This is a genomic window from Delftia deserti (genome assembly GCF_042653485.1).
Classification (GTDB): domain Bacteria; phylum Pseudomonadota; class Gammaproteobacteria; order Burkholderiales; family Burkholderiaceae_C; genus Comamonas; species Comamonas acidovorans.
Genome location: NZ_JBHSIH010000001.1, coordinates 742,725 through 761,863 on the forward strand (window position 1 = coordinate 742,725; position 19,139 = coordinate 761,863).

The following is a 19,139-nucleotide window of genomic DNA, read 5'->3' on the forward strand; positions in this document are numbered from 1 at the left end:
GCGCACCATGCACCCGCAACCCCTGCAAAACCCCGCATCGCCCTGGCATGCGGGCGAACTGGCCATCCAGCAAAGCGTTGGCGTCGTGGGCCGCATGGACATGCCGGGCCGCAAGTTCCTGCGCCCCTTCCTGCTGGACCAGCACCGCGAGTTCTATCCACTGCTGCATTTCGTGGTGCTGGGCAGCGTGGATGCGCAAGGCGACGCCTGGGCCACGGTACGGGCCGGCGAGCCGGGCTTCCTGCGCTCTCCCGATCCATCGACCCTGCGTGTGGCGGCAGGCCGCGATGCGGCCGACCCGGCCGAGCCGGGCCTGGCCGACGGCCATGCCGTGGGCCTGCTGGGCATGGACCCCCTGACGCGCCGGCGCAACCGGCTCAACGGCTCGGTGCGGCGCAGGGCAGGCGCCGATGGGGCCGGTGGCTTCGACATCGGCGTGGTCCAGAGCTTCGGCAACTGCCCGCGCTATATCCAGAACCGCAGCGTCCGGTTTGTCCGGCCTGCCGGGGAGCCTACGCAGGTGCCGGCGGTCGAACTGGCATCGCTGGACCCGCGCGCACAGGCCCTGATTACGCAGGCGGATACGTTCTACGTGGCGTCCTACGTTGATGGGGAGGATGGCCTGCGCCAGGTCGATGTCTCCCACCGTGGCGGCAAGCCGGGCTTTGTGCGGATCGACGCCGATGGAACGCTGACCATCCCCGACTTCTCGGGCAACCTGTTCTTCATGACCCTGGGCAACTTCCTGGTCAATCCCAAGGCGGGCCTGCTGTTCATCGACTCCGAAACCGGGGAGATGCTGCAAATGACAGGCGAGGCCAGCGTCATCCTCGACTCCCCGGAGATCGCGGCCTTCGAGGGCGCCGAGCGGCTGTGGACCTTCAAGCCCCGCCGCATCGTGCGCAGGCCCGACGCCCTGCCGCTGCGCTGGAGCATGGCGGCCGACGGCTGGTCGCCCCACCTGCAGATGACCGGAAGCTGGGCCGATGCCGGCCAGCGCCTGGCCGCCGCCCGGCTGGGGCAGCAGTGGCGGCCGTTCCGGGTGGCGCAGGCCGTGGACGAGAGTTCCACCATCCGCTCGCTCTACCTGGAGCCTGCCGATGGCATGGCCACGGTGCCACCCCTGGCCGGCCAGCACCTGCCGCTGCGCCTCACGCTGGCGGACGGCAGCCATCTGCAGCGCACCTATACGCTGTCGCTGGCGCCGTCGGACGGGCGCTTGCGCATCAGCGTCAAGAGGCAAGGCCGCGCATCCAGCCATCTGCATGGCCTGAAGCCCGGCGATCTGGTCGAGGCCCGCCCGCCCGCCGGCAGCTTCACCGCCGATGCGGCCCTGCGCCGCCCCGCCGTGCTGCTGGCCGCGGGCATAGGCATCACGCCCTTGCTGGCCATGCTGCGCCACATCGTCCACGAAGGCCTGCGCACCCGCAGCCTGCGGCCCACCTGGCTGTTCCAGGCGGCTCGCACGCGCAGCGAACGGGCCTTTGACGCGGAAATCGCAGAACTGCTGAAGGCAGGCAATGGCGATCTGCACTGGATCCGCACGCTCAGCCAGCCTCGCGCGGCAAAGGCCGGCCGCGACTACGACCATGAGGGCCACATCGACATGGCCCTGCTGAAAGCCACCCTGCCCTGGGACGACTACGACTTCTACCTCTGCGGCCCGGACGCCTTCATGCAGGCCACCTATGACGGCCTGCGCGAACGCAATGTGCCCGACGAGCGCATCCACGCAGAAGCCTTCGGTCCCTCGGCCCTGAAGCGCTCCATGGCCGGTGCGGCCCCCGCCGCCGAACTGCCTGCACCCGCCACACAGCCTGTCCGCATCCTCTTTGCCGACTCGGCCAAGGAAGCGCGCTGGAAGCCCGGCGACGGCAGCCTGCTCGAAGTGGCCGAGGCCCGGGGGCTGGAGCCCGCCTTCGGCTGCCGGGGCGGCAGCTGCGGCGACTGCCGCGCTCGCGTGCTGGAAGGCGGCGTGACCTATGCATCCCCACCCTCCTTCGCCGTGCCGGCGGGCGAGGCCCTGATCTGCTGTGCGGTGCCTGCGCAGGGGACGGGGGAGGCTTTGCATCTGGCGTTGTGAGGAGCCTGTCACCGCGCGCTTTCCACATCAGGGCATACCGACGGCAAAAGACACATCAGCGATTGCTGCCCAATGCTTGGCTGCATCTAGCTTTCTATCTGGACGAGTATCGATTCATCAAGCTCTATGACTTCAAACAGGCCCTGACCCCGCTCATAGACCTCCCCTGACAGGAACCGAACCACTTTCTGGCCGATGTGCATGCACATCTCCACGACAAAGCCATCTGCATCCCGGCGCATGTCTTTTATCCGCACAAGACCCAAGGGCAACTCAGCCAGCAGTCGGTCACGGTAACCAATGGATGCAGGCACGCCGGGACCCGACTCAGACGCCTCTGGAGTCACAAGGTACAGGCCGTGAAAACCGCTGCCATCGTCGATACGGGAAAGCATTGACCAGACACGTCCGTCCACCAGTTGGATCCAAATCTCGATGAACTGGAGATAGGGCACCTGCGGATGGCTCCAGACTGCTTCGCCAGGTACCCAGTGCTGCCGACCTGATTCATCCATATCCCAGCGGCCGCCTTCGGCCAACGCCATCTCGCAAGCTCGCCAGCCCACAATCACCTGCTGGTCGAGATCCTGAAGGGACGGGAACTGGCGCGGCCCCATGGGCTGGATGGAGCTCCCGGGGGCCGGCTCGGTGTCATCGATATGGACTACCGCGAACCCTTCCTGCTCACTCGGCGGCTCGAACATGGCAAACACGCTGCGAATGGCCTGCTCCGGCACTTGGTGATCGGCTCGCCGCTGCGTATTCCTCCGCAAGGCGGTCTGCAAATCGGCTTTGAGCCAAATACAGACTACCGGCACCCCATGTGATCTGGCGATCTGAATGGAACGCTCACGATGCACCGCCTTCGGAAGGGCTGCATCAAAGAACACCGCATCACCGCCCAACGCTACGGCGTTCTGTTGAATCCAGCTGCTCTTGCCTGCAGCTTGCACCCCGACCACCACATAGAGCTTGGTCGCGGGCGAGCTGGCAGACAGTGCTTTGTCCAAGTCCCGGTACGCCAACTCCCATGCGGCAGCACTGCGTTCCGGGGTGAACAGGCGACCTTGTTCGGTTTCCAGATAGTGGTCTGGATTGATGTGCTTTGTGGTTTCCATGAATGGCCAAGGCTTTATGGAGGAGCAATGTAACTGTGCGCCGCACCAAACGGTCACCAGACAAACGGCGTTGCCAAGACCATTGGTCTTCATCGATACACTCGCTGCAATTCCGGCGCCGACCATCTACACCGCAATTCCCAAGCCCCTACCCATGAAACTCGCCGTCCACCTGCTTCGCCTGCCGTCCTTGGTTCTTGCCTGCCACATCGGCATAGCCAGTGCACAGCAAACCACACCAGCGCCAGGCACCTATGTCCGCAAAGGCGGGGGCGGCGATCTGGTGGTGCAGGCTGGCGGCAAGTTCCACATCCAGACCGTGGGCGCCAATGGTCATACCTGCGAATTGGAAGGCACCATCACCAACGGCCGGGCCAGGATGGCGAATTCGGCCTGCGCCGTGGACTTCACGCCTGCCGGTCAGCGTGTCGGGGTCGACACGGCCACCGCCGATGCATGCCGGGACTTCTGCGGCATGCGGGCCTGGTTCGGTGGCGATTACCTTCGGCCCACACCCGGCTGCACGGACAAAGCCATTGCCGCATCGCGCAGAAACTTCAAGCGCGCGTACGACGCCAAGGACTACCGCCTGGCGCTGACCACGCTGGCGCCGGTGCTGCAGGACTGCGATGAGGTGCTGACCGGCGTCGCCAAAGGCTGGCTGCGCAACGACCTGGCGCTGGCGCAGCTTCGCTCGGGCGATGCAGCCGCCTGCCGCCAGACCCTGGCGCCGCTTGCCGAGGAAGCCGGCAAGACGGATCAGGAACTGCGCGAGGCCTATCCGCCCACCGATGCCGATGTGGTGCTGCCCATGCTCAAGGCAGCGCGCACCAATCTGCGCTTGTGCAGTTGAGCGGAGCCATCGCCATGAAGGATCCCGCATCGCCCACCGCAGGAATCTCCGGGCATTTCCGGCGTGAGGCGAAGTGGATGCTGTGGGTGCTTGGCGTGCTGCCCTTGGCGCTTGCCTTGCTGGCAGCGTGGCTGGCGCCGCTGATCCTGAATCATGCCGAGAAGGACAAATGCCTGACAGCTGGAGCACAGATCTCCAGGCAAACCGGCAGGTGCGAACGCCCTGAACAGGCGCCCCCGAAGGAGTGACTTGCGGGCTGTCCCGTTGCCCGCCTGGCCCACGACGATGCCCTGTGCTTGGGCGTGGTGCTCATGCTGTAGCGGATCGGCGGTGGCCCGGGCGTCTTGCCCTATCCTTGTGCGCTTTCATTCCAACTGAGCAGCGCCCTTGAACAGGGCTTGACCCCTTGCCACCCATGACCGATATACGCCCCGCCCGCTTTCCCGAAGACCTCGACGCCGTGGTCCGCATCTTCCGGGAATACGTGGCCAGTCCCACCGTGAGCCTGGACTTCCAGGACTTCGAGACCGAGTTCGCCGCCCTGCCCGGCAAGTACGCCGCACCCCAGGGCTGCGTGCTGCTGGCCTGGAAAGACGGCCAGCCCGTGGGCTGCGCCGCCCTGCGCCAAGTGGATGCGCAGACAGGCGAAATGAAGCGCGTCTACGTGCGCCCCACGGTACGCGGCGAGAACCTGGGTCGCCGCCTGGTGGAAGGCATCCTGGACGCTGCGCGCCACGCAGGCTACAGCCGCATCTGCCTGGACGTGCTGCCCGAGTTCCAGGCTGCGCAGCGGCTGTATGAAAACCTGGGTTTTGTGGATGCGGAACCGGTGAGCTTCAACCCTGTGCCGGGGACACGGTACCTGGCGCTGGATCTTTGACAAGCAAAAGGCGCAGGCCGCCAAGCCTGCGCCTTTTGCATCCTCCGGCAGCTGTTCTGCCGGCGTTCCTCAGAACGCCTCTTCACTCATCTGCGCGCAAGTCATGTCGCGCTCACGCACGACCTTGAGCCAGGCGCCGATCTTCGGCAGTTCGTAGCCAAAGAAGTAGCGCATGGCGGCCATGCGGCCAGCGTTGGCGGGAGCGGTCAGGCCCGGGTCTTTGTCCAGCACGGCCAGGGACACGTCCAGCCAGGTCCAGGCCAGTACCGTGTGGCCGAAGGCCTGCATGTAGGGCACGGCATTGGCCAGGGCCTGTTGCGGGTCGTCGGTGGCCCATGCGGCCTTGGTGGCGGCGCCGACTTCCTGCAGGGCCTTGGCCAGTTCATTGGCATGGCCGGCCAGCTCGGGCCGGGCCATGGCGCGCCCGATGGTGTCGTTGATGCGCGTGGCCAGCAGTTGCAGGCCCTTGCCGCCCTCCATGAGCACCTTGCGGCCCAGCAGGTCCATGGCCTGTATGCCGTGCGTGCCCTCATGGATCATGTTCAGGCGGTTGTCGCGCCAGTATTGCTCCACGGGGAAGTCGCGCGTGTAGCCGTAGCCGCCGTGGATCTGGATGGCCAGGGAGTTGGCCTCCAGGCAGAACTCGCTGGGCCAGCTTTTGGAGATGGGGGTCAGCACTTCCAGCAGCAGCCGGGCCTCGGCCACGGATTCGGGCGTGCCGGTGTGCTGCTCATCGACCAGGCGCGCGCAGAACAGGTTCAGCGCCAGTGCGCCTTCGCAATAGGACTTCTGCGCCAGCAGCATGCGCTTGACGTCGGCGTGCTCGATGATGCGCGACTGGGGGCGCGTGGCATCCTTGCCGGCTGCACCCGGCGCCCCCTTGATCGGCCGGCCCTGCGGGCGGCTCTGCGCGTACTCCAGGCTGGCGTGGTAGCCGGCCAGGCCCAGCATGGTGGCAGCCATGCCGATGGAGATGCGGGCCTCGTTCATCATGTGGAACATGCATTTGAGGCCCTCGCCGGGCTTGCCGACCAGGTAGCCCACGGCCCCGGCGCCGCCGCGCACGGGAAAGCGGCCTTCCCCGAAGTTCAGCAGCGTGTTGGTGGTGCCGCGCCAGCCCAGCTTGTGGTTGAGGCCGGCCAGGGCCACGTCGTTGCGCTCGCCGGTGAGTTGTCCTTCGGTATCCACGAGCTTCTTGGGCACGATGAACAGCGAGATGCCCCGCACGCCGGGCACGGGCTTGCCATCGGGGCCGGGGATCTTGGCCAGCACCAGATGGACGATGTTCTCGGTCAGCTCATGGTCGCCCGCGCTGATCCACATCTTGTTGCCCTTGAGGCGGTAGCGCGGACCCAGGGCGTCGCTCTCGAAGTCGGCACCATCGGGCTCGGCGCGGGTGGCAATGTCGCTCAGCGAGGAGCCGGCCTGGGGTTCGGACAGGCACATGGTTCCGGCCCAGCGGCCATTGAATTCATTGGTGGCGAAGACCTGTTTTTGCATGTCCGTGCCATGGGCCATGATGGCGTTGGCATTGCCCGAGGTCAGCATGTTGGAGCCGATGCTGATGGAGGCCGCCGCAAAGAAGCTGTTGGCTGCTGCCTCCACGGTGTAGGGCAGCTGCATGCCGCCGATGTCGTAGTCCTGGGCGGCGCTGAGCATGCCCGAGTCGGCATAGGCCTGGCGCGCATCGTGGGTGCACTGGGGCAGGATGACTTTCTCGCCGTCGAACTGCGGCTCCTGCGTGTCCACGGTGCGGTTGAAGGGGGCGTATTTCTCGCGGGCGATGCGCTCGCAGGTGTCGAGCACGGCATCGAAGGTGTCGCGCGAATGGTCGGCAAAGCGCTCGCGCTCGCCCAGCGCATCGGCGCGCAGCCATTCATAGAGCAGGAAATCGATGGTGGAACGCAGGCGCATGGTGATGTCCGGAATCAAAAAAGAAGCCGCAGGCGCCGCCAGAGGGAGCGCGTGCGGCCAACAGGAGTAACGGGAACAGGCGGTGGCGGCCGCAGCCGCCACCTGCACTTACAGCACTTCGAACACGCCGGCGGCACCCATGCCGCCGCCGATGCACATGGTCACGCAGACACGCTTGGCACCGCGGCGCTTGCCTTCGATCAGGGCGTGGCCCGTCAGGCGCTGGCCCGACACGCCATAGGGATGGCCCAGGGCGATGGCGCCACCGTTGACATTGAGGCGGTCGTTGGGAATGCCCAGCTTGTCGCGGCAGTACAGCACCTGCACGGCAAAGGCTTCATTGAGCTCCCACAGGTCGATGTCCTGCACCGTCAGGCCCAGCTTCTTGAGCACCTTGGGCACGGCGAAGACGGGGCCGATGCCCATTTCGTCGGGCTCGCAGCCGGCCACGGCAAAGCCCAGGAAGCGGCCAAGAGGCTTGAGGTTGTTGCGCGCGGCATAGTCCTCGCTGACCACCACGCAGGCGCCTGCGCCGTCGGAGAACTGGCTGGCATTGCCGGCCGAGATCACGCCGCCGGGCAGCGCGGGGCGGATGCCCGAGATGCCTTCCTTGGTCGTGCCCTCGCGCACGCCCTCGTCCTTGCTGCAGGTCACTTCCTTGGTGATCAGGCCGCGCACCTTGTCGGCCACGCCCATGGTCACGGTGATGGGCGCGATCTCGGCGTCCAGCAGGCCGGCGGCCTGGGCCGCGCAGGCCTTTTGCTGGCTGGCGGCGCCGTATTCGTCCATGGCGTCGCGGGCTATGCCGTAGCGCTTGGCGACCTGTTCGGCGGTCTGCAGCATGCTCCAGTAGATCTCGGGCTTTTGCTTGGCCAGGGCCAGGTCCTGGATCATGTGCAGGTTCATTTCCTGCTGCACGCAGGAGATGGACTCCACGCCGCCGGCCACGTAGACATCGCCCTCGCCCGCGATGATGCGCTGCGATGCGGTGGCAATGGTCTGCAGGCCCGAGGAGCAGAAGCGGTTGATGGTCATGCCCGATGCGGTGATGGGCAGGCCGGCCTTGAGCGCGATCTGGCGCGCGATGTTCATGCCGGTGGCGCCTTCGGGGTTGGCGCAGCCCATGATGACGTCATCGACGGCGGCGGGGTCGATGCCCGCGCGCTGCACGGCGTGCTGCACGGCATGGCCGCCCAGCGTGGCGCCATGGGTCATGTTGAAGGAGCCCTTCCAGCTTTTGGCCAGGGGCGTGCGGGCGGTGGAAACGATCACGGCGGATGTCATGGATATTCCTTGTATGGCGGGTTTGCGGTGGTTCGCAAGGAGTTCGTGCGCCGCACGTCTCAGCTGAATTGCTTGCCTTCGGCCGCCAGCTTCGCCAGCAACGGGGCCGGCTGCCAGAAATCGGCGTCGTCGTTGGGGTTCTTGGCGAAGCGGTTCATGGCCTGGACCACGTTGAACAGCCCGACCTCGCCCGCGTAGTGCATGGGGCCGCCGCGCCAGATGGGGAAGCCGTAGCCGGTGAGATACACCATGTCGATGTCGCCCGACTTGCCGGCGATGCCGTCTTCCAGGATGTGGGCGCCTTCGTTGACCAGGGCGAAGACCAGGCGCTGGACGATTTCCTCGTCGGAGATCTTGCGCGGGGTGATGCCCAGCTCCTTGCGGTGGGACTCGATCATCTGGTTGACCAGCTCGGACGGGATGGCATCGCGCTTGCCCGCCTGGTAGTCGTACCAGCCCGCACCGGTCTTCTGGCCGAAGCGGCCCAGCTCGCACAGCTTGTCGGCCGTGCGGCTGTACTTCATGTCGGCGCGCTCGACGGCACGGCGCTTGCGGATGGCCCAGCCGATGTCGTTACCGGCCAGGTCGCCCATGCGGAACGGGCCCATGGCGAAGCCGAACTTCTCGATGGCCTTGTCCACCTGGGCGGGCGTGGCGCCTTCGTCCAGCAGGAAGCCGGCCTGGCGCGAGTACTGCTCGATCATGCGGTTGCCGATGAAGCCATCGCACACGCCCGAGACCACGGCGGTCTTCTTGATCTTCTTGGCCAGCTTCATGACGGTGGCCAGCACGTCCTTGGCGGTGTGCTTGCCGCGCACCACTTCCAGCAGCTTCATCACGTTGGCGGGGCTGAAGAAGTGCATGCCCACCACGTCCTGCGGGCGCTTGGTGAAGGCGGCGATCTTGTCCACGTCCAGCGTGGAGGTGTTGGAGGCCAGGATGGCGCCGGGCTTGGCAACCTCGTCCAGCTGCTTGAACACGGTTTCCTTGACGCCCAGCTCCTCGAACACCGCCTCGATGATGAGGTCGGCATTCTTGAGCGCGTCATACGACAGCGTGGTGCTCAGCAGCGCCATGCGCTGGTCGTACTTTTCCTGGGTGAGCTTGCCCTTCTTGACCTGGGCCTCGTAGTTCTTGCGGATGGTGGCCACGCCACGATCCAGCGCTTCCTGCTTGGTCTCCAGAATGGTCACGGGAACGCCCGCGTTCAGGAAGTTCATGGAGATGCCGCCGCCCATGGTGCCGGCACCGATGACGCCCACGGTCTTGATGTCGCGCACAGGCGTATCCGAGGGCACGTCGGCGATCTTGGAGGCCGCGCGCTCGGCCATGAACAGGTGGCGCAGCGCGCGCGACTCGGGCGACCACATCAGTTGCATGAAGGCTTCGCGCTCCAGGGCCATGCCTTCGTCGAACTTCTTGCGCGCGGCGTTCTCCACCGTATCCACGCAGCGGGCCGGGGCCGGGTAGTTCTTGGCCATGCCCTTGACCATGTTGCGCGCGAACTGGAAGTAGGCGTCGCCCTGGGGATGCTTGCAGGGCAGGTCGCGCACGCGCGGCAGCGGGCGCTTGTCTGCCACTTCCAGCGCGAAGGCCTTGGCCTCGTCCAGCAGGGACTCGGGCGAGGCGGCCATCTTGTCGAACAGCTTCTGGCCGGGGATGGAGGCCAGCAGCTCGCTCTTGACGGGCTCGCCGCTGACGATCATGTTCAGCGCGGTCTCCACGCCCAGCACGCGCGGCAGGCGCTGCGTGCCGCCAGCACCGGGCAGCAGGCCCAGCTTGACTTCCGGCAGGGCCACCAGGGTGCCGGGGGCTGCCACGCGGTAGTTGCAGCCCAGCGCCAGCTCCAGCCCACCGCCCATGCAGACGGTGTGGATGGCCGCCACCACGGGCTTGCTGCCCTGGTCCAGGGAGTTGATCAGCGAGACCAGGTGCGGCTCGCGATACGCCTCTTCCTTGCCGAACTCGTTGATATCGGCGCCGCCCGAGAAGGCCTTGCCGGCACCCGTGATGACGATGGCCTTGACGGCCGGGTCGGAATAGGCCTTGTCCAGCCCCTCGACGATGCCGCGCCGCGTGGAAAGGCCCAGGCCGTTGACCGGCGGATTGTTCAAGGTGATGACGGCGATGGCACCGTCCACTTTGTATTCAGCAGTCATGCTGTTGTCCCCTATGCGATAGAAAAAGAACGATCGTGCGATTTTGATTGTAAAAAAAATGCGGGCCGGCGCCACTGCGGTTTGTCCCAGGCGGGACAAGCGCCGTGGTCCGGGCCGCCTGCCTGGCAGCATGCCCGGCCTTGTTCGGCATCACACCTCCAGCCACTCCTTGCGCACCTTCTGATCGGCGCGCAGCCCGTCGGGCGTGCCGTCGAAGACGATGCGCCCGTGGCCCATGACCAGGGCCCGGTCCGAGATGCTCATGGCAATGGTGAGCTTTTGCTCGATCAGCAGCACGGACACGCCACGCTGCTTGATCTTTTGCAGGTACTCGCCCACCAGTTCCACGATCTTGGGTGCCAGGCCCTCGGTGGGCTCGTCGATGATGATCAGGTCGGGGTCGCCCATCAGCGTGCGGCACAGGGTCAGCATCTGCTGCTCGCCACCCGACATCACGCCGGCCTCGGTGTGCTGGCGCTCCTTCAGGCGGGGGAACATGGCGTACATGTCGTCAAAGCCCCAGCGGCTGCCGCCGCCCTTGCCCCGGTGCTTGGATTTTTGGCCCAGCAGCAGGTTCTGGTGCACGGTGAGGTTGGGGAACACGTCGCGGCTCTCGGGCACGTAGCCCAGGCCCAGGTGGGCGATCTCGTAGGCCTTGCGGCCGGTCAGGCTCTGGCCCTTCCAGTCCAGCGAGCCCTCCCAGTGCACCAGGCCCATGATGGCCTTGGCCGTGGTGGAGCGGCCCGAGCCGTTGCGCCCCAGCAGCGCGACGATCTCGCCGGGCTGTACGGAAAATTCCACGCCATGCAGCACATGGCTTTTGCCGTAATAGGCATGCAGGTTGTTGATGTTCAGCATCCGTGCTCCCTCAATGTGCACCAGCTTGTTGATCCGCCACGGACGAGCCCAGATAGGCCTCCTGCACGCGCGGATTGGCACGCACGGCCTCCGGCGTGTCGTAGGCGATGACTTCGCCGTAGACCACGACGGCGATCTTGTCGGCCAGGCCGAAGACCACGCCCATGTCGTGCTCCACGGTCAGCAGGGTCTTGCCTTCGGTGACCTTCTTGATCAGCTGGATGAAATGGGCCGTTTCGCTGTTGCTCATGCCGGCCGTGGGCTCGTCAAGCAGGATGACGCCGGCGCCGCCGCCGATGGTGATGCCGATCTCCAGCGCGCGCTGCTCGGCATAGGTCAGGTTCACCGCCAGCGTGTCGCGCTTTCTGTGCAGGCCGATCATCTCCATCAGCTCATCGGCGCGGGCGTTGGCATCGCGCAGCTTCGACAGGAAGCGCCAGCAGCTGTAGCGGTAGCCCAGGCTCCACAGCACGCTGCAGCGCAGGTTCTCGAACACGCTGAGCTTGGGAAAGATGTTGGTGATCTGAAAGCTGCGCGACAGCCCCATGCGGTTGATTTCATAGGGCTTCTTGCCGTCGATGCGCTGGCCGTTGAGCAGCACCTGCCCGCTGGTGGGCTCGAAGCGGCCGCTGATCAGGTTGAACAGCGTGCTCTTGCCCGCGCCGTTGGGGCCGATGATGGCCACGCGCTCGCCGGGCTTCACGGCCAGTTGGGCGCCGCGGATGATCTCGGCCTTGCCGAAACGCTTGTGCAGGTCGCGCAGCTCCAGCGCATAGGTGGCCTCGCCGGCCGCCGCGGCGGCGGTGCCTGGTCGTTCGATTGCAATGCTGGACATGGCTCAGCCCTCCCCTCGCTTGATGGCTTCTTCGATCTCTTCCTGGATGCGCTCCCAGCGCCGCAGGCACCAGCGCCTGGTCACTTCCAGCAGGCCCAGGCCCACGACGAAGATGGCAACGGCCACGGTCCAGGTCGATGCCGAGCTGGTATCGAGCTGCACGCCCATGAACGAGACCTGGGGACCCAGGGCCGCATTGAGCTGCAGGTGGTAGATCATCTCGACGATGGCTGCGCCGCCCACGATCATGACCAGGGCGCTGGCCGCAATGGCCAGGTAGGGCTGGGCCAGCCGGCGCCACTTGCCGAAGCGCGCAACGCGCAGGTTCATCATGATCAGGCTGGCCACGCCGCCGGGCGCATACATCACCATCAGCAGGAACACCAGGCCCAGGTAAAGCAGCCAGGCCTTGGTCAGCTCCGACAGCAGCACCGAGGCCAGCACCAGCAGCACGGCACCGATGATGGGTCCGAAGAAGAAGGTGGCTCCGCCCAGGAAGGTGAACAGCAGGTACGAGCCCGAGCGCATGACGCTCACGCTGTCCATGGCCGTGATGATCTCGAAGTTGATGGCCGCAAGCCCCCCGCCCACGCCCGCGAAGAAGCCCGCGATGATGAAGGAGAAGTAGCGCACGCGCTGCGTGTTGTAGCCCACGAACTCCACGCGCTCGGGGTTGTCGCGCACGGCGTTGAGCATGCGCCCCAGCGGCGTGCCCGTGAAGGCGAACATGGCGGCCGTGCAGATGAAGCAGTAGGCGGCGATCAGGTAGTACACCTCCATGCCCGAGCCGAAGGTCAGCCCGAAGAAGGGCTTGCCATAGACGCGGTCGGTGGTGATGCCGCCCTCGCCCCCGAAGAACTCGGGGAACATCAGCGCCATGGACGCCACCAGCTCGCCGATGCCCATGGTGATCATGGCGAACGTGGTGCCCGACTTCTTGGTGGTCACATAGCCCAGCAGGGCCGCGAAGAACATGCCGCCCAGGCCGCCGATGATGGGAATCAGCACCAGCGGAATGCCCCAGTCGCCGGAGCTGGCCCGGTTCATCGCATGGATGGCGATGAACGAGCCCAGCCCCGTGTAGACCGCATGGCCGAAGCTCAGCATGCCGCCCTGCCCCAGCAGGATGTTGTAGGACAGGCAGATGATGATGAGATAGCCGATCTGGCTGAGCATGGTCAGCGCCAGGCTGCTGGTGAACACCAGCGGCGCGACGATCAGCGCCAGGGCGAAGGCGCCCCAGATCAGGATGCGGCCGATGTTGAGCGGCTGGAAGCTGTAGTGGCGCCCTGCGCCCGCAGCCCCCGAAGCGCCCGGAACGCCTTTTGCGGCAGTGGATGTCATGGTCGTTTTGGTGATCGAGGACATGGCGTCAATCTCCCCGCGTGCCCAGGAGGCCCTTGGGCCGGAAGATGAGGATCAGCACCAGGAACAGGTAGGGCAGGATGGGCGCCACCTGGGAAATGGTGAGCTTGAGCAGTGGCCAGCCAAAGGTCTGTTCGCCGACCGGGCTGCCCAGCGAGGTCAGCACGCTGGCCAGCGACCAGTCGATGGCCACGGCAAAGGTCTGCACGACGCCGATCAGCAGCGAGGCCACGAAAGCCCCCGCCAGCGAGCCCATGCCGCCGACCACCACCACCACGAAGATGATGGAGCCGACCGACATGGCCATGGCCGGCTCGGTCACATAGGTGTTGCCGCCGATGACGCCGGCCAGCCCCGCCAGCGCACAGCCGCCGCCGAACACCATCATGAACACGCGCGGCACGTTGTGGCCCAGCGCCTCCACCATCTCGGGGTTCTTGAGCGCAGCCTGGATGACCAGGCCGATGCGCGTGCGCGTCAGCAGCAGCCAGACGGCCACCAGCATCAGCAGCGCCAGCAGCATCACGAAGGAGCGCGAGCGCGGGAACTGCGTGCCGTACAGCGTGAACAGCGGGCCCTGCAGCGCGGGCGGCAGGCCGTAGGGCACGGTGCCCCGGCCCCAGACCAGCTGCACCATCTCCAGGATGAGATAGGACAGGCCGAAGGTCACGAGCAGTTCGGGCACATGGCCGTACTTGTGCACGCGGCGCAGGCTGTAGCGCTCGAACATGGCGCCCAGCGCGCCCACCAGCAGGGGCGCGACGAACAGCGCGCCCCAGAAGCCGATGATGCCGCTGAGCGTGTAGCCGAAGTACGCGCCCAGCATGTAGAAGCTGGTGTGGGCGAAGTTGAGCACGCCCATCATGCTGAAGATCAGCGTCAGCCCCGAGCTGAGCATGAACAGCAGCAGTCCATAGCTCACGCCATTGAGCAGCGATATGGTGAAGAACTCAAGCGTCATCGAAAGGCCTTGGTCTCGGTGCGTTGGGGACAGGGAGCGGTGCGGGCCGCTCTCAGGACGGGCGCTTCATCTGGCAGGAGGTGGGCGTGCTGGCCACGTAGGGCTCGTAGTACTTCACCGGGGCGAAGGTGTAGCCCGTGTTCTCTGCGTCATACGGGTTCTTGCCGCCGGCCTTTTCCCAGCGCGTGATGTACAGGCCCTGCTGCAGCTGGTGGTCGCTCTTGCGCATCTCCACTTCGCCGTTGAAGCTCTTGAGCTTCATGCCCTCCAGCGCGGCCGCCACCTTGACGGGGTCGGTGCCGCCGGTCTTGACGAAGGCCGCGTCCAGCAGCGCGAACACGTGGTAGATCGAGCTTTGCGTGAGGTCGTCGTTCATCTTCTTCTTGAACTCGGCCATCAGCGGCTGGATGGCGCCGCCCATGTTGTAGTGGCCATAGCCCACGGTATAGACCTTGCCGTCGGAGGCCGCGCCCATGGCCGTGGGCGAGCCCGAGCCGAAGGCGTAGTAGGTGTAGAACTTGACGTTGTTCAGGCCCGCGTCGTTGGCGGCCTTGAGCAGCAGCGACAGGTCCGAGCCCCAGTTGCCCGTGATCACCGTATCGGCGCCCGATTGCTTGATCTTGGCGATGTAGGGTGCGAAGTCGCGCACCTGGGCCAGCGGCGCGAAGTCGTCGCCCACCACCTGCACGTCGGGCCGCTTGGCCTTGAGCATTTCCTTGGCGTACTTGGAGACCTGCTGGCCGTGCGAGTAGTTCTGGTTGATCAGGTAGACCTTCTTGATCTCGGGCACGTCCTTCATGTAGGTGGTCAAGGCCTCCATCTTCATGGAGGTATCGGCATCCAGGCGGAAGTGCCAGTAGCTGCACTTGCTGTTGGTGAGGTCCGGGTCCACGGCCGCGTAGTTGAGGTAGACGACCTCCTTGCCCTTGTTGCGCGCGTTATGCTTTTCCAGCGCATCCATGATGGCCAGGGCCGGGCCCGAGCCGTTGCCCTGCACCACGTAGCGTGCGCCCTGGTCCATGGCCGAACGCAGCACGGCCGTGGTCTCCTGCGGGCTGAGCTTGTTGTCCAGCGGGATGATCTCGAACTTCACGCCCGAGGCATTTTTCCTGTTGAACTCCTCGGCCATCAGCTGGAAGGTCTTGAGCTGATTCGTGCCCACGGCGGCCATCAGACCCGACAGCGGATCGATCCAGCCGATCTTCACCGTCTCGCCCTTTTGCGCCCAGGCGCCCGATGCACAGGCCAGCATGGCCGAGGCGGCCACCGAATGCACGATCCACTTCATTTTTCTGTCTCCTTTTTCCGGTTGATTCGTATATCTGTATTGGCGCCAGACTAACGCCTGAATGACAATTTCCCTCTGGGGAATGCCTTAGAAACTATCGCGCATGCGACTTGGCTGCGGCCCTGGACACATTGGCGACAGATCGCCATCGATCAGGCCAGAAAGCCGTGTTTTGCCTGATTTCGGGCAAAAAAAGGGGCGCCTCGCGCCCCTTTGCGAAGTAATGCGTTCTCCCGTATATCAATGAGCCATGGCGATCAGCCAGAAACAGGCCTGTCGCAACGATGAGGCACCGAGGAAGGGCCGCCCCGCACCGAGGGTGCCGTCCCCCTCCCGCGAAGCGAGAGAGGGGGAAGCGGCGCAGCCGCTCAGGGGGAGGCTTTTCATTTCAGGAGGGTCGCTTCATCTCACAGGATGTCGGCGTGCTGGCCACATAGGGCTCGTAGTACTTCACGGGCACGAAGGTGTAGCCGGTGTTCTCCGAATCCATGGGGTACTTGCCGCCGGCCTTTTCCCAGCGCGCGATGAACAGGCCCTGCTGCAGCTGGTGGTCGCTCTTGCGCATCTCCACTTCGCCGTTGAGGCTGTTGAACTTCATGCCTTCCATGGTGGCCGCCACCTTGGCCGGGTCCGTGGTCTTGGCGCGCAGGAAGGCCTGGTCCAGCATGGTCAGGCCCGAGTACAGCGAGCCCGTGTACATGTCGTCGTTGAACTTGGCCTTGTAGCCCTTGGTGATGCGGTCCAGCGGGCCGGGCAGGTTCATGTGGCCGTAGCCCACCATGTAGACCTTGTCGGCGGCGGCCGCGCCCATGGCCGTGGGCGCGCCGGTGGCGATGGCGTAGTAGGTGTAGAACTTGACGTTGTTCAGGCCTGCGTCGCTGGCGGCCTTGATCAGCAGCGCCAGGTCCGAGCCCCAGTTGCCCGTGATCACCGAGTCGGCACCCGACTGCTTGATCTTGGCGATGTAGGGCGCGAAGTCGCGCACCTGGGCCAGCGGCGAGAAATCGTCGCCCACGATTTCCACGTCGGGGCGCTTGCGCTTGAGCATCTCCTTGGCGTATTTGGAGACCTGCTGGCCGTGCGAGTAGTTCTGGTTGATCAGGTAGACCTTCTTGATCTCGGGCACGTCCTTCATGTAGGTGGTCAAGGCCTCCATCTTCATGGAGGTATCGGCATCCAGGCGGAAGTGCCAGTAGCTGCACTTGCTGTTGGTGAGGTCCGGGTCCACGGCCGCGTAGTTGAGGTAGACGACCTCCTTGCCCTTGTTGCGCGCGTTGTGCTTTTCCAGCGCATCCATGATGGCCAGGGCCGGGCCCGAGCCATTGCCCTGGAAGACGTAGCGCACGCCCTGGTCCATGGCCGAGCGCAGGGCTGCCGTGGTTTCCTGCGGGCTGAGCTTGTTGTCGATGCCGATGATCTCGAACTTCACGCCCGAGGCCGTGCCCTTGTTGAGCTCCTCGGCGATGTACTGCAGGCTCTTGAGCTGGTTGGACCCCAGCGCGGCCATGAGGCCGGACAGCGGGTCGATCCACGCAACCTTCACCGTCTCGCCCTTCTGGGCCATGGCGCCCGTGGCGCAAGCCAGGGCCAGGGATGCCGTCAATGCCTTGATCGCAAACTTCATGAAGCGTCTCCTCTTGTGGTGGTTTCTGGGCGAGGCCCAGGGTAATGGCCCATGTGCCCTGCCCTGATCGGTGATTGCCCCTAGCGGCTATCGCCGACGAGACTCGGACCGGCCGCCCCGGCCAGGACATGCCCCCGCATGCCCTGGCCCGGTGGCCGCCCGCAACGGCTCAAAGCCCCGGCAGCCGGTAGCCGGCCAGCTGCTCGCGCAGCCGGGTCTTGAGCATTTTTCCGGTGGCGCCCAGCGGAATGGCATCGACGAAGACCACGTCGTCGGGGATCTGCCACTTGGCGGTCTTGCCTTCGTAGAACTTGAGCAGTTCCTCGCGCGTCACCTCGGCACCGGGCTTCTTCGCCACGGCGACGATGGGGCGCTCGTCCCACTTGGGATGCGGCATGCCGATGCAGGCGGCCATGGCCACGGCCGGGTGGGCCATGGCGATGTTCTCTATGTCGATGGAGCTGATCCACTCGCCGCCGGACTTGATCACGTCCTTGCTGCGGTCGGTGATCTGCATGAAGCCGTCCGGGTCGATGGTGGCCACGTCACCCGTGGGGAACCAGCCGCGGCCCTGCGCGTCCTTGACCAGCGGGCTTTCGCCCTTGAAGTAGCTGTCCACGATCCAGGGGCCACGCACCAGCAGGTCGCCATAGCTCTTGCCGTCCCAGGGCTGGTCCGTGCCGTCGCTGTCCACGATGCGCATGTCCACGCCATAGATGGCGCGGCCCTGCTTTTGCAGGATCTTCATCTGCTCGTCCTTGGGCAGCTGCAGCTGCTTGTTCTTGAGCGTGCACAGCGTACCCAGCGGGCTCATCTCGGTCATGCCCCAGGCATGCAGCACCTCCACGCCGAAGTCGTCCTGGAAGGCCGTGATCATGGCCGGCGGGCAGGCGGAGCCGCCGATCACCGTGCGCTTGAGCGTGGAAAACCGCAGCCCGTTGGGCTTGATGTGGCCCAGCAGCATCTGCCAGACCGTGGGCACGCCGGCCGCGTAGGTGACGCCCTCGGCCTCGATCAGTTCGAACAGCGACTTGCCGTCCAGCGCCGGGCCGGGAAACACCAGCTTGCAGCCCGTGAGCGCGGCCGAGTAGGGAATGCCCCAGGCGTTGACGTGGAACATGGGCACGACGGGCAGCACCGAGTCGCGCGCCGATATGCACATCACATCGGGCAGCGCGGCCGCGTAGGCGTGCAGCGTGGTGGAGCGGTGGCTGTACAGCACGGCCTTGGGGTTGCCCGTGGTGCCGCTGGTGTAGCACATGCTGGAGGCCGTGTTCTCGTCGAATTCGGGCCACTGGTACTGGTCGGACTGGCCGGCGATCCAGGCCTCGTAGCTGACCAGGCCCGGAATGCCGCTGTCGGCGGGCAGGCGGTCCGCATCGCACAGCGCCACCCACTGGCGCACCGTGGGGCATTTGGCATGCACGGCCTGGATGATGGGCAGGAAGGTCAGGTCAAAGCACATGACGCGGTCTTCCGCGTGGTTGATGATCCACGCCACCTGGTCGGGGTGCAGGCGCGGATTGACCGTATGCAGCACGCGGCCCGAGCCGCTGACGCCGAAGTACATCTCCATGTGGCGGTAGCCGTTCCAGGCCAGCGAGGCCACGCGGTCGCCGGGCTGCAGGCCCAGGCCGTCCAGCGTGTTCGCCAGCTGGCGCGAGCGCCGTGCCAGGTCGCGGTACGTGTAGCGATGGATATCGCCCTCCACCCTGCGCGAGACGATCTCCGCATCGCCATGGTGGCGGTCGGCGAAGTCGATCAGCGACGAGATCAACAGTGGTTGGCTTTGCATCAGACCCAGCATCTAAAGGCTCCTAAGGTGATTGAACTTCGTGAACGTCGTGAACTGCGGACCGCGGATCCGCACGAGGCCGGGGCCCCGGTGCGCGATGCCGCTGTCCGCATGGAGGGTGG

At 65.6% G+C, this 19,139-nt stretch carries 15 protein-coding genes; 4 read left to right on the plus strand and 11 right to left on the minus strand.

Annotated features, from left to right (window positions below; genetic code table 11):
• Nucleotides 1–7 precede the first annotated feature (7 nt).
• A complete protein-coding gene (locus tag ACFPFG_RS03605) occupies nt 8–2,083 on the plus strand; it encodes a 2Fe-2S iron-sulfur cluster-binding protein (RefSeq protein WP_380105102.1) in 2,076 nt (691 codons plus the stop codon).
• Between the two features lie 86 nt (nt 2,084–2,169).
• Here ACFPFG_RS03605 and ACFPFG_RS03610 read toward each other — a convergent pair whose 3' ends face one another.
• Nucleotides 2,170–3,201, minus strand: a complete 1,032-nt coding sequence (locus ACFPFG_RS03610; protein WP_197956549.1) for a P-loop nucleotide/nucleoside kinase family protein — start codon at nt 3,199–3,201, stop codon at nt 2,170–2,172.
• Here ACFPFG_RS03610 and ACFPFG_RS03615 point away from each other — a divergent pair.
• The 3 genes from ACFPFG_RS03615 to ACFPFG_RS03625 all read left to right on the plus strand — a co-directional run bounded on the left by ACFPFG_RS03615 (nt 3,200) and on the right by ACFPFG_RS03625 (nt 4,934).
• On the plus strand, nt 3,200–4,054 hold the full coding sequence (locus tag ACFPFG_RS03615; protein ID WP_380105104.1) for a hypothetical protein: 855 nt from the start codon (nt 3,200–3,202) through the stop codon (nt 4,052–4,054). The two genes, ACFPFG_RS03610 and ACFPFG_RS03615, sit on opposite strands and share 2 nt — an antisense overlap.
• Before the next feature lie 14 nt (nt 4,055–4,068).
• Nucleotides 4,069–4,302 (plus strand): hypothetical protein, encoded by a 234-nt coding sequence (locus tag ACFPFG_RS03620; RefSeq protein ID WP_183020425.1) that lies wholly within the window; start codon nt 4,069–4,071, stop codon nt 4,300–4,302.
• Nucleotides 4,303–4,469: 167 nt separating this feature from the next.
• Nucleotides 4,470–4,934, plus strand: coding sequence for a GNAT family N-acetyltransferase (locus tag ACFPFG_RS03625; protein WP_183020424.1), 465 nt, complete (start codon nt 4,470–4,472; stop codon nt 4,932–4,934).
• A 69-nt stretch (nt 4,935–5,003) separates the two neighbouring features.
• On the opposite strand, the gene ACFPFG_RS03630 is transcribed toward ACFPFG_RS03625, so the two are convergent.
• From ACFPFG_RS03630 to ACFPFG_RS03675, 10 genes are all read right to left on the minus strand, one after another.
• Nucleotides 5,004–6,848 carry an acyl-CoA dehydrogenase gene (locus ACFPFG_RS03630; RefSeq protein WP_197956551.1) on the minus strand — a complete coding sequence of 615 codons (1,845 nt, stop codon included), beginning with the start codon at nt 6,846–6,848 and terminating at the stop codon, nt 5,004–5,006.
• 108 nt (nt 6,849–6,956) lie between these two features.
• Nucleotides 6,957–8,132: an acetyl-CoA C-acyltransferase gene (locus tag ACFPFG_RS03635; RefSeq protein ID WP_183020422.1), complete on the minus strand. Its 1,176-nt coding sequence runs from the start codon at nt 8,130–8,132 to the stop codon at nt 6,957–6,959.
• A 59-nt stretch (nt 8,133–8,191) separates the two neighbouring features.
• Entirely contained in the window at nt 8,192–10,291 is a 2,100-nt protein-coding gene (locus ACFPFG_RS03640; protein ID WP_380105107.1) for a 3-hydroxyacyl-CoA dehydrogenase NAD-binding domain-containing protein, read from the minus strand.
• A gap of 150 nt (nt 10,292–10,441) precedes the next feature.
• Nucleotides 10,442–11,149, minus strand: a complete 708-nt coding sequence (locus tag ACFPFG_RS03645) for an ABC transporter ATP-binding protein (RefSeq protein ID WP_183020420.1) — start codon at nt 11,147–11,149, stop codon at nt 10,442–10,444.
• 10 nt (nt 11,150–11,159) lie between these two features.
• On the minus strand, nt 11,160–11,984 hold the full coding sequence (locus tag ACFPFG_RS03650) for an ABC transporter ATP-binding protein (protein WP_183020419.1): 825 nt from the start codon (nt 11,982–11,984) through the stop codon (nt 11,160–11,162).
• Nucleotides 11,985–11,987: 3 nt separating this feature from the next.
• A complete protein-coding gene (locus tag ACFPFG_RS03655) occupies nt 11,988–13,352 on the minus strand; it encodes a branched-chain amino acid ABC transporter permease (protein ID WP_183020418.1) in 1,365 nt (454 codons plus the stop codon).
• 4 nt (nt 13,353–13,356) lie between these two features.
• Nucleotides 13,357–14,310, minus strand: a complete 954-nt coding sequence (locus ACFPFG_RS03660; RefSeq protein ID WP_183020417.1) for a branched-chain amino acid ABC transporter permease — start codon at nt 14,308–14,310, stop codon at nt 13,357–13,359.
• Between the two features lie 52 nt (nt 14,311–14,362).
• Entirely contained in the window at nt 14,363–15,598 is a 1,236-nt protein-coding gene (locus ACFPFG_RS03665; RefSeq protein ID WP_183020416.1) for a branched-chain amino acid ABC transporter substrate-binding protein, read from the minus strand.
• A gap of 388 nt (nt 15,599–15,986) precedes the next feature.
• Entirely contained in the window at nt 15,987–17,222 is a 1,236-nt protein-coding gene (locus tag ACFPFG_RS03670) for a branched-chain amino acid ABC transporter substrate-binding protein (RefSeq protein WP_183020415.1), read from the minus strand.
• A 169-nt stretch (nt 17,223–17,391) separates the two neighbouring features.
• Nucleotides 17,392–19,029: a 3-(methylthio)propionyl-CoA ligase gene (locus ACFPFG_RS03675; RefSeq protein WP_183020414.1), complete on the minus strand. Its 1,638-nt coding sequence runs from the start codon at nt 19,027–19,029 to the stop codon at nt 17,392–17,394.
• Between the last annotated feature and the right edge of the window lie 110 nt (nt 19,030–19,139).

Coding starts and splice junctions, on each gene's coding strand:
- ACFPFG_RS03605 (WP_380105102.1), top strand. CDS start 8: ATGCACCCGCAACCCCTGCAAAACCCCGCATCGCCCTGGCATGCGGGC.
- ACFPFG_RS03615 (WP_380105104.1), top strand. CDS start 3,200: ATGAATGGCCAAGGCTTTATGGAGGAGCAATGTAACTGTGCGCCGCAC.
- ACFPFG_RS03610 (WP_197956549.1), bottom strand. CDS start 3,201: ATGGAAACCACAAAGCACATCAATCCAGACCACTATCTGGAAACCGAA.
- ACFPFG_RS03620 (WP_183020425.1), top strand. CDS start 4,069: ATGAAGGATCCCGCATCGCCCACCGCAGGAATCTCCGGGCATTTCCGG.
- ACFPFG_RS03625 (WP_183020424.1), top strand. CDS start 4,470: ATGACCGATATACGCCCCGCCCGCTTTCCCGAAGACCTCGACGCCGTG.
- ACFPFG_RS03630 (WP_197956551.1), bottom strand. CDS start 6,848: ATGCGCCTGCGTTCCACCATCGATTTCCTGCTCTATGAATGGCTGCGC.
- ACFPFG_RS03635 (WP_183020422.1), bottom strand. CDS start 8,132: ATGACATCCGCCGTGATCGTTTCCACCGCCCGCACGCCCCTGGCCAAA.
- ACFPFG_RS03640 (WP_380105107.1), bottom strand. CDS start 10,291: ATGACTGCTGAATACAAAGTGGACGGTGCCATCGCCGTCATCACCTTG.
- ACFPFG_RS03645 (WP_183020420.1), bottom strand. CDS start 11,149: ATGCTGAACATCAACAACCTGCATGCCTATTACGGCAAAAGCCATGTG.
- ACFPFG_RS03650 (WP_183020419.1), bottom strand. CDS start 11,984: ATGTCCAGCATTGCAATCGAACGACCAGGCACCGCCGCCGCGGCGGCC.
- ACFPFG_RS03655 (WP_183020418.1), bottom strand. CDS start 13,352: ATGTCCTCGATCACCAAAACGACCATGACATCCACTGCCGCAAAAGGC.
- ACFPFG_RS03660 (WP_183020417.1), bottom strand. CDS start 14,310: ATGACGCTTGAGTTCTTCACCATATCGCTGCTCAATGGCGTGAGCTAT.
- ACFPFG_RS03665 (WP_183020416.1), bottom strand. CDS start 15,598: ATGAAGTGGATCGTGCATTCGGTGGCCGCCTCGGCCATGCTGGCCTGT.
- ACFPFG_RS03670 (WP_183020415.1), bottom strand. CDS start 17,222: ATGAAGTTTGCGATCAAGGCATTGACGGCATCCCTGGCCCTGGCTTGC.
- ACFPFG_RS03675 (WP_183020414.1), bottom strand. CDS start 19,029: ATGCTGGGTCTGATGCAAAGCCAACCACTGTTGATCTCGTCGCTGATC.